This is a genomic window from Williamsia herbipolensis (assembly GCF_000964005.1).
GTDB classification, from domain to species: Bacteria; Actinomycetota; Actinomycetes; order Mycobacteriales; family Mycobacteriaceae; genus Williamsia_A; species Williamsia_A herbipolensis.
In genome coordinates this window covers 130688-144292 of record NZ_JXYP01000018.1, presented here as the reverse complement: position 1 = coordinate 144292, position 13605 = coordinate 130688, and the positions used below count along the sequence as shown (strand labels likewise).

Sequence of the window (13605 nt, the reverse complement as noted above, 5' to 3'; positions counted from 1 at the left end):
GACGTCCTCGGCTCGACTTTGACGTCACTTCGAGGCCGCGAGCGCAGCGGAGACGAGGTCCGCGGACGCCGAAAGATCCTCGTCGAAAAGGCCGACGTAGACCCGTTGCGTGATCGCGACCGAGGCGTGCCCCATCCACCGGGAGACAATCTCTATCCGGACCCCAACCGACGCGCAGATACTCGCGTAGGTGTGACGCAACGTGTGCGCGGTGACGCCGTCGAGGCCGGCGAGATCAGCGGCCGGCCCGATCACGCGCTTGTTGAGGTTGCCGCGACGCAGCGGCGCACCTGTCGCACCACAGAACACAGTGTCAGTCGGCGCCTTACCCGCGATATGCGCGCGGAGATCCTCGACGAGGTGCGGCACGAGGTCGAGCGACCGGACCTTGCCACCCTTGGGCAGACCGGCGACGAGCCGGCCGGCCACCTCTGTATTGGCTCGTCGAACATGGATAGTGCGTCGCTCGAGGTCGAGGTCACGCACCTGCAGGCCAGACAACTCCCCCACCCTCAGCCCCGAATACGCACCGAAGCGGATCAGCAGACCATCTGGGGAGGGCTCAGCATCCGGGATGATCGGCACCCCCGTGGGGTCGAGGTCGACTGTCTTCTCACCTACGCGGTCGCGACCGGCGCGCCGGCGATCGGAGCGACTTGCGTAGAGATAGTCCGCGGCCGCGGCGAGACGCCCGACCTCCGCGTGCGACAGATAGACGTCAGCGCTCGACGTGATCTTGGGTAGCTCGACCTTGGCGGCAGGGTTTGCGCGGAGACGGCCGTCAGCGACCGCGTAATCGAGCACACCGGAGAACACGATCCACGCCTTGTGCACGGTCGCGGGTGACAGTGTCTCCGACGTCGATCCGCGGCGCGGGGTGCGCGTCAGCTCAGCAACCCACCGTGTGACGTCGTCGTGCGTGATCGAGCCAACTTCCCGACTCCCCCACGCTGGTAGTACGTGGTTGGCGAGCACCGACGCATAGTTCGCTCTAGTGCTCTGCGCCTTGGACACCAGCGACGCCGACCACGACTCGGCGACGGTCGCGACGGTGGTCTGAGACTTTCGTCGGTCGACGTGCGAACCGTCCGTCAGCTCGGCGGTGAGCGTGTCCGCGCGTGCCTGTGCTTTGCCCTTGGCCTCGAATGTCTCGTAGCGCTCGCGGCCGTCGAGGTCGACGTAGCGCACCTGCCACCGCTCGCGCTTAGGCACCTCGTGGCCGTCGACGACGTGCCACCCGCTCGCTCGCTTCACCCGCCGCCGATAGTCGCTGTAATGCGCGTCGAAGACTCGGACGTTGCCCGGTCGCCGGCGCGGTCGATTGCTCGTCTGTTCTGTGCTCACGGTTAGTCAGAGTACGCACGATGTTAAGACGTCACTCGAAGAAGGCAACGACACGCCGCGGGACACGCCGAGACACGAAACATTCCTCCGGGTCTACCTTGCGGGTTTCTGTTCGGGCATCGCGCGGGTCATGTGCGCGTCGCGTCGCTCTGTTGTCGCACCGCGAACGAGGTCTCAAAAACGCCGTGTGAACTGCCCGTATGGGACGCGCCCGAGGGAGTCAGAATGGTGCCCACTAACGAATCATGTTGTGCCACAGAGTTGTAAGCTTTGACGCCAAAGCTTACCAATTCGATTCTGCGACAGTGCTTTACGGCCGATACGGGGTAGCGAAAATCCACCCGGGGTGCTTACCTGAGGTTCATACAAGACGTAGAGCCGAGTTACCCACAAGAGAGCTGACCCATGACGACCACCACGCATGTACCAACCGACACCAACCGACTCTGGAGTCGAAAAGAGACCGCTGCCTACCTCGGAGTCGGAGAGCAAACGCTTTCGAACTGGCAGACCCTCGGACGCGGTCCCCGCTGCCTTCACGTCGGACGGCGCGTCATGTATCGGCCGCTCGACGTCGAACTGTGGTTGGAGCAGACGAATAGCTGACCTCGACCCGCAACAACCGAGATAGCTCTACCGCTCGCGTCCGGCAACCGCGTGAGCGTCACCCCATCGGCGAAAACCATTGTCGCCGTTCCGCGTAACAGAAAGCGTTGCACATGCCTCACAACGAGAAAACCCGCCGCAGTCACCCCGACTGCGACGGGTCCCCGTCCGCAACGGCGCTCAACCACACCGCTGGCATCGAGGATACCGCCGGGCTCGGACAACCGGCCACTGTCGCCGCAGACCTCGCGGCTGAGGTTGACCTCGCCGGCCAGGCAGTCGCATATGCCATCGCCGGCACCCCAGTGTTTCCCTGCGTGGTCGACGGCAAGGCGCCCGCGACGCGCAACGGGTTCCACGCCGCAACCACCGACGCTGACTGCGCCCGTGACCTATGGCGACGACACCCCAACGCGAACATCGGGATCGCTGTCCCGCGGGGATTCCTAGTAATCGACATCGACCTGCACAAGCACGGCGCCGAGGAGACCATCACGGCGCTCGAGAGCCGGCTCGGCCCGCTCCCCGCGTGTCCGGCGACCAGGACCCCGCACGGCGGCTTGCACTACTGGTTCAGCGTGCCGGACGACGTGACGTTCCGAGCTACCGCGGGCCGTGGGGTCGACCTCCGTGCCGGCGGTAGGCACTACGTCATCGCGCCACCGTCGCGGATCGGCGACCGCCGTTATGAGGACATCGCCGGGGACGAGGACTACCCACCACCGCTACCCGAGAGATGGGTCGACGAATTGCGTTGGCGCCGTCCACGGCTACGCACTACCGGCGTTCCGTTCGATTGGCAGCGGCTCACCGGAGTCGAGATCGCGCAGGTGACTGTCGATGATCTCGACGCCTACCTCGACGCACTGCCGGTGGGTGAACCGGACCTCGCGATGCTCGCGGCCATCGGCCGCGCGAACCTGGCCGAGCAGATGCGGGCAAGCGCACACGACACGTTGGTGTCTCGGACGTGGCGCGTGCTCTCGACCGGCGTCGAGGGGCACCCGGGCGCGGCCGCTGCGCTGAGCGTTGTGCTCGAGGCGTTCCTAGCCGAGCTGTCGCGCCGCGCATCGTCCGGTGACGCCGGTGTCCGGTCGGTCGAGGAGGCCGAGGCCGAGATGCTGCGCGCCGTGTTCGGCGCGATCGTCCGAATCTCGGATGGGGGCCGACGATGAGCACCTTCTCGGAGTGGATCGCCAACAATGCACCCAATGACCTCGACGACGACGCAGCCTCGGAGCCCGCGCACCTGTCCTACCTTCGTGCCGCCGAGCGCTGGTTCGGCGCTCAGGGGTCCGAACCGGACACCAGCGACGAGGCCACACAAGCCCTGGAACAGCTGATAGACGGCGCGGCATTCATCCTCGACACCCCCGACATCCCGACCGCTGTGTGGGGTGAGGGGAAGAACATCCTGTGGGCTGAGGGTGAGGCCCTGATCGTCGCCGGTGTGAGCGGCGTGGGCAAGACAACCATTGCCGCTCAGCTGGTCTCGGCTCTCCTCGGTTTCCGGTCGTCGGTGCTCGGATTCCCCGTCCGGCCGGCCTCGCGCGTGCTGGTGCTCGCGATGGACCGCCCCGCGCAGGCAGCGCGCGCCTTCGCTCGAATCTTCTCGGCCGAGGACCGCGGGGTGCTGGAGGCGCGGCTGACCGTATGGCGCGGGCCGCCGCTGGCCGACTTCGCTACCCACACAGATAGCTTCCTCGCGATATGCCGCGCTGCCGGTCTCGACGCCGGTGACGCGGTGGTGGTCGATTCTCTGAAGGATGCCGCGGTGGGGCTATCGGAGGATCGCGTCGGCGCGGGCTACAACCGAGCCCGCGGCCGGGTGATCGCGGCCGGCATCAACGTTCTCGAACTGCACCACCTCGTGAAGCGTGGCGCCGATGGCAACGCGCCCAAGTCGCTCGCCGATATCTACGGCTCGGCCCACATCGTCAACGGCGCGGGGTCAGTCGTGGTGCTGCACGGCGAGTCCGGTGACCCGATCGTGCGCCTCCTGCACCTCAAACAGCCCATGCACGACGTGGGTCCGCTCAGCGTGATGCACGCGCCTGACGGGACCTCGAGCACCACCGGCACTGCGCACGACGTCCTCGAGATCGTGAAGGAGTACGGGGCCAAGGGTGCGACGGCCGACGACGCCGCGGTGCTGTTGTTCGATACCGCTCGACCGACCGCTGCCCACCGGGAGAAAGCTCGACGCCGGCTCGACAAGGCCGTGGACCGCGGAGTCCTGGTGCGCACAGACGGCACCCGCGGGGCCGATCCACAGCCCGCGCGGTGGCACCTGGCCGCACGCGGGGGAGAACTGGAGTCGCCGTCGTGACGACCCATCACACGAGCGGTCTGCCCCTTCACGCACCCTTCACGTTTTCGGGGCCTGCTCGGCATAACCGCAGGTCACGACCATCACGGCCGTTTAGCTTCACGGTGCCCTTCACGTTTGCTTCACGCACCTTCACGCGTGAACGCAAAACCGCAGGTCGCGACCATCACGCACCCCTTCACGCACCCACCCCTTCACGTTTCCGACCCCTCTATAAGAGGGGGTCGGAAACGGTGGACCCCCGCGTGGCCGTGCACGACTGGTCCGACCTCACCAACCACCTGACTAACGCCGGTGCGATCGGAGCTATGACATGAGCAAGCCCGCACCGGCGGCCAAGCCCGCCGAGATCGACCGCCGAGAGGCGATGGATCGGTGGATGATCACCGACTTCCGACGCCCCACGACGACGTCGGTATTCCACCCGCTCTACCGCTGGCCGTCCGACACAGACGACGACTACGCGGCCCGCTGCGCGGCGTTCGAGGCCCGACAGCGCACCACACAGACCACCGACCGCACCCGCGGCCGGCACCGGGGAGACACCCACAGGAGGACAACACCATGACTCAACCTCACCGACACACACCCAACCTCGGGCCCGACGCGCCGCAGGTATTCCAGCCCATGCCCGAACCCGACTACGCCGACGACAATTCGGCCAGCGCCGACGACATCGAGCGGGCCAACGCCGCGGTGCTCGCCGAAATGGGAGACAAGCGACTGAGTCAGGTCGTCACCCACCCCGCGCCCACGCCGGCCACACCGCCGGCGCAGCACAAGCCCGCACCGGGGCTCGGCGCGGCCGGCGACCTCGGAGCCAAGGTCGCCGAGGTGCTGCAACTCGACCTGATCGAGGCGACCGCGCGCAGGGTGCGCAGCCGGATCACCGACGAGGCCGCCGCGCTGAACGCCGCTGTAGCGGCACAAGTCGACGACCACACCCGAGGGCTGCTCGACGAGGCGTGGGCTCAGTCCAAGGCCAAGGCCCGGGTGCCTGAGATCGTCGAACGCGGGATGCGCTTCTACGAGCACGAGCGTTTGCAGACAGCGCCATCCTTCGAGGCAGCACGGCTCGCCGAGGCGGTCGACCACCGCATGACCGTCGAGGCCGGCGCGCGGGTCCGAGACACCCTCGACGAGATCGACACACTCGTACTCGACGCAGCCCGCGGCGCGGTGTCCGACGCCCAGCAGGCAGCACAGCGGCTCGAGTTTGCCGACCTCACTGTCGACGCCACCGATACCGACCTCGTGCGCAACGGCGACGCGGGAGCGCTCGCGGCACGGCGCCTGTGGTTGCAAGCGGTGTCGTCGTGGGCCGATGCCCAAGCAGTCCGACAGTGGGTCGCAGCGATCCTCGACCGTGGGTTCACCTCGACCGCCGGCAAACTCACGCTCACCCGACCCCCACGGGTGCGCTCGGGTCCGTTCGCGCTGACCGAGGAGAACAAGCCGACAGCCGAACAACGTACCCAGGGGTCCGCATGGCAGGGGGTCACAGTGAGCCTCGCATCGTTCGAGGGGGTCGCACCCGATGACGTTGCACACGCGGCGCTGAGGTGGTGGGTCGCACAACCGGAGAGCAAGCGACCGATACCGAGCGGTGTCACCTCGAGCACACCCGAGGCCGCGGCATGAGCGCGCGCTCGAGCGACCGTGGCACCACCGACCGCGGGTTCGCCAAGTACCTGACCGACGAGCACCGACAGCGACGGTCGGGCCCTCAGCCCGGCGACGTCGTCGATGGGGTCACGATGGTCGAGAACTCCGACTACCGGCCGTCGAGCGACAACGCACGGCCGCCGTCCGCGTCACTGGCCTACGCGGGCCGTGACCGCGGGATGGGTCGCTACCTACCCGACGGCGGCTCGACCGAACGCTAGGCCGGCAGAACGGCACACAGCCCCGACACCACCACACCGGTGGACGTCGGGGCTGTTGTCGTCGAGAGGGGTCGAGTCACACCCCCCGGGGGAGGGACCCCCACCCGGCCGATCACGCAGGACCACGCCGCGTACTAACGCCGTGCGTCTGTACGATATTGGAGAAATGGCCTTAACCTAGCTAAATACCGCTTTGACCAGCGGATATGCGCGTTGAGGTCCATTCTCGAGTCGCGCGAATATGTCGCCGGGCACCCGTCCAAGCCCTGAGAACCGTTGTCGCTGAACATATTCCGCTCAGCGGCGCTGCGTGCCGACCGCGGAACGCTGACGTGTCGGGTGCCGGCGATACGATGACAGTGCCGGGGAGATCCACCGAGACACCGAGGTTGATCATGGCAAGCAAGGCAGCACACGTCACCGCGGCTGAGACCGCAGTCGCCACCGCCGAACTCGAGGCGCAGAAGACGAACATAGGGCTCGCGGCCGTCTATGCGGCGATCGCACAGGCACACGCCGGTATCGCGGCCGTCACGACGTAGATCGTCCTACGTTGGGCCGGTGACGCCGTCGTCGCTATTTCCGAACAACTGCGTGCGCCGTATCGAGCGCTCCAGCTCTTCTGCGAGCGCCACAATCTCGTACGCGTCTGGCAGACGCAAATCCTGCGCGTATCCATGTGTCAGCTCGTTACGGATACCCCACAGGTACCTGGCGCTCTTAGCGGCTGAATCGGACAACCCGTGTTGTCGGAGCAGTTCGATTCGCTTCTGAAACGACATGGTCCTGCTCGACCGATCGGGCTCGAACTGCCGCACAGCGTCACGCGCCGCCGACTCTAGGTCGACAAAAGCGGACAGCATCGCTGCGCGCTGATCGACCGCTAAGAGCCGCTTAAGCCTCTCGTGTTTCGACATTTCCACGGGGTCGTCCGCGACTGGCGGGGCGTCGTTTTGCGGCTGCTCTTCATTCTCTTCGCGCAGCTCCTCCGTGAGCTCTTCTGTTAGCTCCATAGCGATCTGGCCGGACCCGACGCCGGCACTGAACTTAGTCGCGCGCGCGAACATCGCGACAAAACCTTCCAGTACCCGACTGATAGAGCGACGCAGAACGACGACAGCGACGCCCGCCGTCAGCGGCCACGCGAGCGAGTCGACGACGTGAGACCAGAACTCCAGTGCACCCACGCGCAGAAGCTAGCACCGGTGCAGCTCCGTTCGGGGGACCACGGTCGAGCGGAGTAATCCCTGCACGCACTCTGCACGCACTTGCGGCGGTACCCCCCAGTTTCCGCCGGTAGCTCACTGGTACGTCAGACCGCGATATAGACAGATAGACGGGTACTTTGATACTTCTCCCGGTATTCCGCGGTACGTCGCGAACACCGAGAAGCGATAACTGACACGGAAGAGGTCACTGGTTCAATCCCAGTATCGCGCACCACAGGCGAACAGGTCAGCCCCGGTACTCCACCGGGGCTTTCTTGGTGTCTGACCTGCCGTGACCTGGTCGGCAGTGAGTGAGATGATCTGATGCCCTGGCCGGGCTGACGGATGAGGCGACCGGTCTCACTCGCCGAGCCGAGCGCAGCGACCTCCGGAGACCGTCTCTGTTTCACGTGCCGAGAACCTGGCCCGATCCTCGGTCTCGCGCTCCTCTCGTACCGACCTCGCTGCGTCACGCGAGACGGCGCCCGGCGAACCGTTCGGCGATGGCCCGCACCTCCCGCTACGGAGTCCTGTCGGCCGCGCCGAGACCGCGGCAGTGCGGGGACGTGGCGCCGTGGCCTCGACCAGCCGCTGGGCCCTGGGCGCACGCACGGGACACGGCAGCGAAATCGATTTCGTGAAACGCACATCCAATGATCGAGATTCCACGCCCGGCGTCCCGAAACTCTCTGTGCGCCATTGGACTCCAGACGGGAGCCACATTCCGGTCATGGCCGCGACCACCGCGCCTCGCCTCATACACACAACGTTGCCTCTCGAACTGACACCCGCCCCCGCCCGGTCACTCGCGTTCTGAAAGAACACGATTCATCACCGGGATCGACGCCAAGGGTGTTCAGCGGCGGAGACATCGTGTGGCGGACAAAAGTTCCGGCGAGCGTGACGCCCGAATCACCCGCGAGACCGACGACCGCGGAGTAGGTCCTCAAAACCCCTGAAACACAAAGGATCCTGGCGCCTCGGCAGACCACGCCGATCGTCCTGCGGACACGACCGTTCTCTGTACCGGCCAGTCTCCTCTCAAAATTTCACGATTACCAGAGGCGGGACAGTATTGCGTGAATCCGGGCTCGCGAATCCTTCCCTTTACCGATCGATGGTGTGATGCTGGACCACGTCCGACAACTTCAAACAGGAGATCCGCCATGGTCAACAAAGCGCTACTGGTCCGACTCGAAGCCGGACCCGGAAAAGAGGGCGCGGTGGAGGATTTCCTTCGATCGGCGCTGCCCCTCGTGGAGCAGGAGCCCGACACGAAGCCCTGGTTCGCAGTACAGTTCGGTCCCTCGACCTACGGCATCATCGACGCGTTCCCCGACGACGACGCCCGTGACACCCACCTCAACGGACCGGTCGGCAAGGCGCTCGGCGAACGCGCCGAGGAACTCTTCTCCACGCCACCCGACATCAGCTACCTCGACATACTCGCCAGCAAGCTCTGATCTCCGGTGACCGTTCAGGACCCGACGCATCCTCTTGGTCGGTCCTGACCGGGCATCGCAGCCGGTAGGGAGACGCGGAGGATTCGGACTGGCAATTGCGCAGTGCACGAACGAACGTCCGGTCGATCAGCGTGGCGACACCCTCAGGCGACGGAACGCGTCACGGTCCCGTCATCGCGCACCTCGACGAGATCGGCGTCATTGGCCCGGAAGATGGGCTCGATCGTCACCTCGGCGAGCTCGGCGGCAGCGGAGAACAACCGCGCCCATCCGCGATCCCAGGGCGAGATCGTATCCACCCCGGGCCGGGTGATGAGCATCGCGACGCTCACGACGTCGTCTCCGTCGATGACCTCCGAGAGTCGGTAGAACAGCAGGTCGGCCAGGAACGCGTCAGGTGGACCGTCGAGTGGAAGTCGGTTGAGGGCCGGGAGGACATGTCCGGTCGCGTCGACGAACGCGAACCAGAGCAGGGTCTCGGAGAAGCCGAGTGGACCCATCAGGGTGTGCCATCCCTCCCGTAGCTGGTCGGTGTGCAAGGCCTGCGAGGCCGTCGCGACGTCGGGCGTCGGGTCGGAGAGCGTGCGTCGTGTCGTCATGCCCTGCACTGTGCGCCGGCGAGGTCGTCTCGCCAAAAGTGTTGTCCACAGCGCCTTTCGCTGTGGACAACGGGATTGACACGGCGGCTCTGAGTGGTACGGACGGACCGCGAAGGCGGGATCGACGGCGCCGTGTGCTGGAATCGGTGACCGTGCCCACCGATGTGATCGTCACGATCGACACCTGCCCCGATCACGCCACCGAAATCGCCGACGTCGCAGCGGCGACGTTCCCGCTTGCCTGTCCCCCCGGCACCACCGACGCCGACACGGCCGATTTCATCGGCAAGAACCTCACGGCGGCGCACTTCCGCGATCATCTCTCCGACGAGAACCGCGACGTGGTGGTCGCCCGGGTCGACGGCGCGATCGTCGGGTACTCACTCGTTCTGCACGGTGACCCCACCGATCCCGAGGTACGGGCGGTGGTCACGCAACGGCCCGTCTCGGAGCTGTCCAAGATGTACGTGCTGCCGCGGGCGCACGGCGCCGGTGTGGCACACGAGCTGATGTCGACCGCGGTCTCGGCCTGCGCCGAGCGCGGAAGCGTCGCGGTGTGGCTCGGGGTCAGCAACGTCAACCTGCGGGCGCAACGGTTCTACGGCAAGGCGGGGTTCGTCGAGGTGGGCCGTAAGTCGTTCTGGCTCAACGGCGACGAGCAGCGCGACTTCGTGATGGTCCGCGCACTGCGCTGACCCTGCTAAGTCAGTTGGTCGATTCGGCGAACCGAGAGAGCGCGAGCAACCGCGACGTCGCACGCAGGTACTTCTTCTTGTAGCCACCGGCGAGCATCTCCTCGGTGAAGATCTCGTCGAGCTTGGACCCCGAGACCATCAACGGGATGTTCGCGTCGTAGAGACGGTCGGCGAGCACCACCATGCGCAGGGCGACCGTCTGATCGGGGGCCGGGTGCACACCCGACACGCAGACCAGCGTGACGCCCTCGACAAGCGCCTTGTACTTCGAGGGGTGCAGCGTCGAGAGATGCTTGCACAGCTCGTCGAAGTCGTCGAGAGTCGCGCCCTCGGTCTTGCCCGCCAGCTCGGCGAGTTCGGCATCGGTGTGGGGTTCGGGCGCCGGCGGCAGGTCGCGATGCCGGTAGTCGGGTCCGTCGACGCGCACGGTCTCGAACACCGCCGCGAGCTTGCGGATCTCGCGCAGGAAGTCCTGCGCGGCGAAGCGCCCCTCGCCCAGTTGACCGGGCAGGGTGTTCGACGTCGCGACGATCGACACGCCGCGGGCGGTGAGCTCGGTGAGCAGCCGCGACACCAACATCGTGTCGCCCGGGTCGTCGAGCTCGAACTCGTCGATGCAGATCACGCTGTGGTCGCTGAGGCGATCGACGGCCGCGGTGAAGCCCAGGGCACCGACGACGTGGGTGACCTCGACGAAGGTGGCGAACGCCTTCGGGCCGGGCATCTCGTGGTAGATCGACGCGAGAAGGTGGGTCTTGCCGACGCCGAAGCCGCCGTCGAGGTACAGGCCGATGCCCTGCCCGGGAGTCTTCTTCCCGAACAGCTTCCGCTTGCCCGCCCGTGCCCCGCGCGCCCGCTCGACGAACTGCCGGCAGCTCGCCACCGCCGCGGACTGCGACGGCTCGTTCGGGTCGGGTATGTAGCTGTCGAAGCTGACCTCGTCGAACATCGTCGGCGGCACCATCTCGTCCACCAGTTCCTCCGGCGGAACCTGGGGCGAGCGGTCGCTCAGACGTGCGGTCATGCGCCGACACTAGCGACGCCGTAGAAATGACCTGGTGTACCTCTTGCAGAAAGCGACTCAGCTCACAGTTGACCGCGACGCCCTGACCGATCTCTACGCCTACCCCGCCACCGACGCCGGCACGTGTCATGTCCGGGCCAACATGGTGACCTCGCTCGACGGTGCGGCGGCCGCGGACGGCCTCTCGGCCGGGTTGGGCGGCGACGGCGACAAGCAGGTGTTCGGGTTGCTGCGTGACCTCGCCGACGTGGTGCTCGTCGGCTCGGCCACCGTCACCCAGGAGGGGTACGGCCCGATCGACCCCGAGGGCGACGACCCGTCGATCACCACGCTGGCGATCGTGTCGGGATCTCTGCACCTCGACGCCGACCAGGACGCGGTCACCGCGGCGAGCACCGTCGTCCTCACCCACGAGGGCGCACCGGCCGACCGACGTGCCCGGCTCGTCGAGGCCGGCGCGACACTCCTGGACTGCGGGACCGACGACGTCGACCTGCATCGCGCGCTGGCACACCTCGCCGACCGCGGTCGCACCCGGGTGTTGTGCGAGGGCGGGCCCGGTCTGCTCGCCGCGTTGTTCGCCGACGATCTCGTCGACGAGCTGTGCCTCACCACCGGCCCCACCCTCATCGGCGGGGACGCCGGGCGCATCACCCACGGCGACACCGGCGGCACGCGTCGCCTGCGCCGCGCACACGTGCTCGCCGACGACGAGGGTTTCCTCTTCACCCGGTGGGTACGGGGCGAGCGAGGCGAGAGCACCGCCGCCTCCGACGACAACTGAGTGCTCCCGCGGCGATGACTAGGCTCGCCGGTATGCCTCGCGTCCCCCAGCTCCGGTCCCCGCGATCGGCGACCGTGGTCGTGGTCCTCGCGATCGTCGGGGCCCTGCTCGCGGGATGTGCCGTCGGTCCCGACACCGGACCGGGTCTGGTCATCGACAACGGCGGCGGTGGTGGCGGCCCCGCCGCGAGCACCGAGGCGCCGGCCGCACCGGCACTGAACGCACCCCGTACCGATCTCGGCTGGCGGACGTGTCCCGACGACGTCGCGGGTCGCTACGGATTGTCGGCGACGGCCGCCGACGTGCGCATCGAGTGCGCCGACTTCCAGGCCAGCATCACCCCCGGGGTCGCCACCATCGACGCCGTCGACGTGGCCGCGGTGCGGGTGCGACTCACCAGCACCCCCGCGTCGGCCGCGCCGCTGGTGCTCACCTCGGGCAGCGACATCCCGTCGGCGTTGACCGCGGTCCTCGTCGCGAACAGCCCCGGCCGCACCCTGCTGGCCTCCCATCCCCTCGTCGCGATCGACCGACGTGGCACCGGCGCGAGCTCGCCGCTCGACTGCCTGACGGTGCGCGAACGCAACACCCTGCTGGACAACGGTTTCGACAGCAGTGACGCCGCGAGCGGTGTCGGACCACGGCAGACCCGGCTGGCGACCACCGCGGCCGAGGCCTCCGACGGCTGTTCGGAGACGATCAGCCCGCATCAGCTGGCCTACACCGCCGCCAACACCGCCGGTGACCTCGAACGTCTGCGGACGATCTGGGGTGTCGACCGGATCGGCATCGTCGGGGTGGGCGCCGGATCCGATGTCGCCCTGGCCTACGCCGGGCTCTACCGCAACCGGGTCGCACGGCTCGTGCTCGACACTCCCCCCGCCTACCTGGCGTCGGCACGGGATCGCGCGCAACAGGTCGCCGCGGGTACCGACGCCGCGTTGACGACCTTCGCGACCGACTGTGCATCCGCGAACTGCTCACTGGGCACCGGTGCACGGGCCGCGATCCTGTCGCTGATCGACCGCGCAGCGGCCGGGCGGCTCGCGACCCTCTCCGACGCCGACGTCCTCAGCGCGATCACCACCGAACTCGCGGTCACGACCACCGATCGGACGAGCACCGTGGCCCGGGTGTCCCGACTGCTGTCGTCTGCGATCGCCGGCGACGTCGGTGGGCTGACCCAGTCCGCCGCCCGGGCCCGCGCACTCCGTGGAACCGACGGACAGCTGCTGTCGCGGTGCAACGACACCTCGCAGCCGGTGGGTCAGAACGAGATCGGCGCCCTCGTCACGTCGTGGAGCGGGCAGTACCGGTTCACCGGCACCGACACCGCCCTGTCGCTGCTGCGCTGCTCGGGGTGGCCGGCCGGCCCCGCCGCACTTCGACCGAGCGGATTCGACGTCCCCGTCCTCCTGCTCACCAGCGGTGACGACACGATCAACGGTGGCACCGGTTCGGGCGCCCTCGAGCCGCTGTTCGTCTCGGCGGGTGCCAAGACCAGCACCGTCACGTGGGACGGGCTCGGCTTCTCGGTCGCCGCCCACTCCGACTGCGCCGCCGACATCGTCACGCGGTACGCCGAGTCCGGCGAGATCCCCGACACCGGCGCCTGCCCGTCCTGACATCACGGCCGTGGCGGACCGCGGCGCGTCCGACCGCCTTCG

The 13605-nt window shown here is 67.5% G+C and carries 15 protein-coding genes; 11 read left to right on the top strand and 4 right to left on the bottom strand.

Going from position 1 to position 13605, the window contains the following annotated elements; genetic code table 11:
- Positions 1–24 precede the first annotated feature (24 nt).
- Positions 25–1344, bottom strand: coding sequence for a tyrosine-type recombinase/integrase (locus TU34_RS09315; protein ID WP_082080074.1), 1320 nt, complete (start codon positions 1342–1344; stop codon positions 25–27).
- Positions 1345–1749: 405 nt separating this feature from the next.
- On the opposite strand from TU34_RS09315, the gene TU34_RS24620 reads away from it, so the two are divergent.
- The 7 genes from TU34_RS24620 to TU34_RS23900 all read left to right on the top strand — a co-directional run bounded on the left by TU34_RS24620 (position 1750) and on the right by TU34_RS23900 (position 6707).
- Positions 1750–1950: a helix-turn-helix transcriptional regulator gene (locus TU34_RS24620; protein ID WP_082080073.1), complete on the top strand. Its 201-nt coding sequence runs from the start codon at positions 1750–1752 to the stop codon at positions 1948–1950.
- 113 nt (positions 1951–2063) lie between these two features.
- Positions 2064–3125, top strand: a complete 1062-nt coding sequence (locus TU34_RS22315) for a bifunctional DNA primase/polymerase (RefSeq protein ID WP_082080071.1) — start codon at positions 2064–2066, stop codon at positions 3123–3125.
- Positions 3122–4279, top strand: a complete 1158-nt coding sequence (locus TU34_RS09305; RefSeq protein WP_082080070.1) for an AAA family ATPase — start codon at positions 3122–3124, stop codon at positions 4277–4279. The genes TU34_RS22315 and TU34_RS09305 overlap by 4 nt, the downstream gene beginning before the upstream one ends.
- A gap of 313 nt (positions 4280–4592) precedes the next feature.
- Positions 4593–4847 (top strand): hypothetical protein, encoded by a 255-nt coding sequence (locus tag TU34_RS09300; protein ID WP_045822575.1) that lies wholly within the window; start codon positions 4593–4595, stop codon positions 4845–4847.
- A complete protein-coding gene (locus TU34_RS09295; protein WP_150116469.1) occupies positions 4844–5920 on the top strand; it encodes a hypothetical protein in 1077 nt (358 codons plus the stop codon). The genes TU34_RS09300 and TU34_RS09295 overlap by 4 nt, the downstream gene beginning before the upstream one ends.
- Complete coding sequence (locus TU34_RS09290; RefSeq protein WP_045822573.1) at positions 5917–6165, top strand: hypothetical protein; 249 nt, start codon at positions 5917–5919, stop codon at positions 6163–6165. Before TU34_RS09295 ends, TU34_RS09290 begins: the two co-directional genes overlap by 4 nt.
- Positions 6166–6560: 395 nt before the next feature.
- On the top strand, positions 6561–6707 hold the full coding sequence (locus TU34_RS23900; RefSeq protein ID WP_160298515.1) for a hypothetical protein: 147 nt from the start codon (positions 6561–6563) through the stop codon (positions 6705–6707).
- A 6-nt stretch (positions 6708–6713) separates the two neighbouring features.
- Here TU34_RS23900 and TU34_RS09285 read toward each other — a convergent pair whose 3' ends face one another.
- Positions 6714–7352 carry a hypothetical protein gene (locus tag TU34_RS09285; RefSeq protein WP_045822572.1) on the bottom strand — a complete coding sequence of 213 codons (639 nt, stop codon included), beginning with the start codon at positions 7350–7352 and terminating at the stop codon, positions 6714–6716.
- Positions 7353–8539: 1187 nt separating this feature from the next.
- Between TU34_RS09285 and TU34_RS09280 the strand changes: the two genes are divergently transcribed.
- Complete coding sequence (locus tag TU34_RS09280; protein ID WP_045822571.1) at positions 8540–8836, top strand: putative quinol monooxygenase; 297 nt, start codon at positions 8540–8542, stop codon at positions 8834–8836.
- A 143-nt stretch (positions 8837–8979) separates the two neighbouring features.
- On the opposite strand, the gene TU34_RS09275 is transcribed toward TU34_RS09280, so the two are convergent.
- Complete coding sequence (locus tag TU34_RS09275; protein WP_045822570.1) at positions 8980–9435, bottom strand: hypothetical protein; 456 nt, start codon at positions 9433–9435, stop codon at positions 8980–8982.
- A gap of 146 nt (positions 9436–9581) precedes the next feature.
- Between TU34_RS09275 and TU34_RS09270 the strand changes: the two genes are divergently transcribed.
- A complete protein-coding gene (locus TU34_RS09270) occupies positions 9582–10130 on the top strand; it encodes a GNAT family N-acetyltransferase (protein ID WP_082080093.1) in 549 nt (182 codons plus the stop codon).
- A gap of 10 nt (positions 10131–10140) precedes the next feature.
- Here TU34_RS09270 and zapE read toward each other — a convergent pair whose 3' ends face one another.
- Complete coding sequence (gene zapE / locus TU34_RS09265) at positions 10141–11154, bottom strand: cell division protein ZapE (protein ID WP_045822569.1); 1014 nt, start codon at positions 11152–11154, stop codon at positions 10141–10143.
- 34 nt (positions 11155–11188) lie between these two features.
- Between zapE and TU34_RS09260 the strand changes: the two genes are divergently transcribed.
- Positions 11189–11938 carry a pyrimidine reductase family protein gene (locus TU34_RS09260; protein WP_045822568.1) on the top strand — a complete coding sequence of 250 codons (750 nt, stop codon included), beginning with the start codon at positions 11189–11191 and terminating at the stop codon, positions 11936–11938.
- Between the two features lie 32 nt (positions 11939–11970).
- Positions 11971–13563, top strand: a complete 1593-nt coding sequence (locus tag TU34_RS09255) for an alpha/beta fold hydrolase (protein ID WP_045822567.1) — start codon at positions 11971–11973, stop codon at positions 13561–13563.
- Positions 13564–13605: the final 42 nt, after the last annotated feature.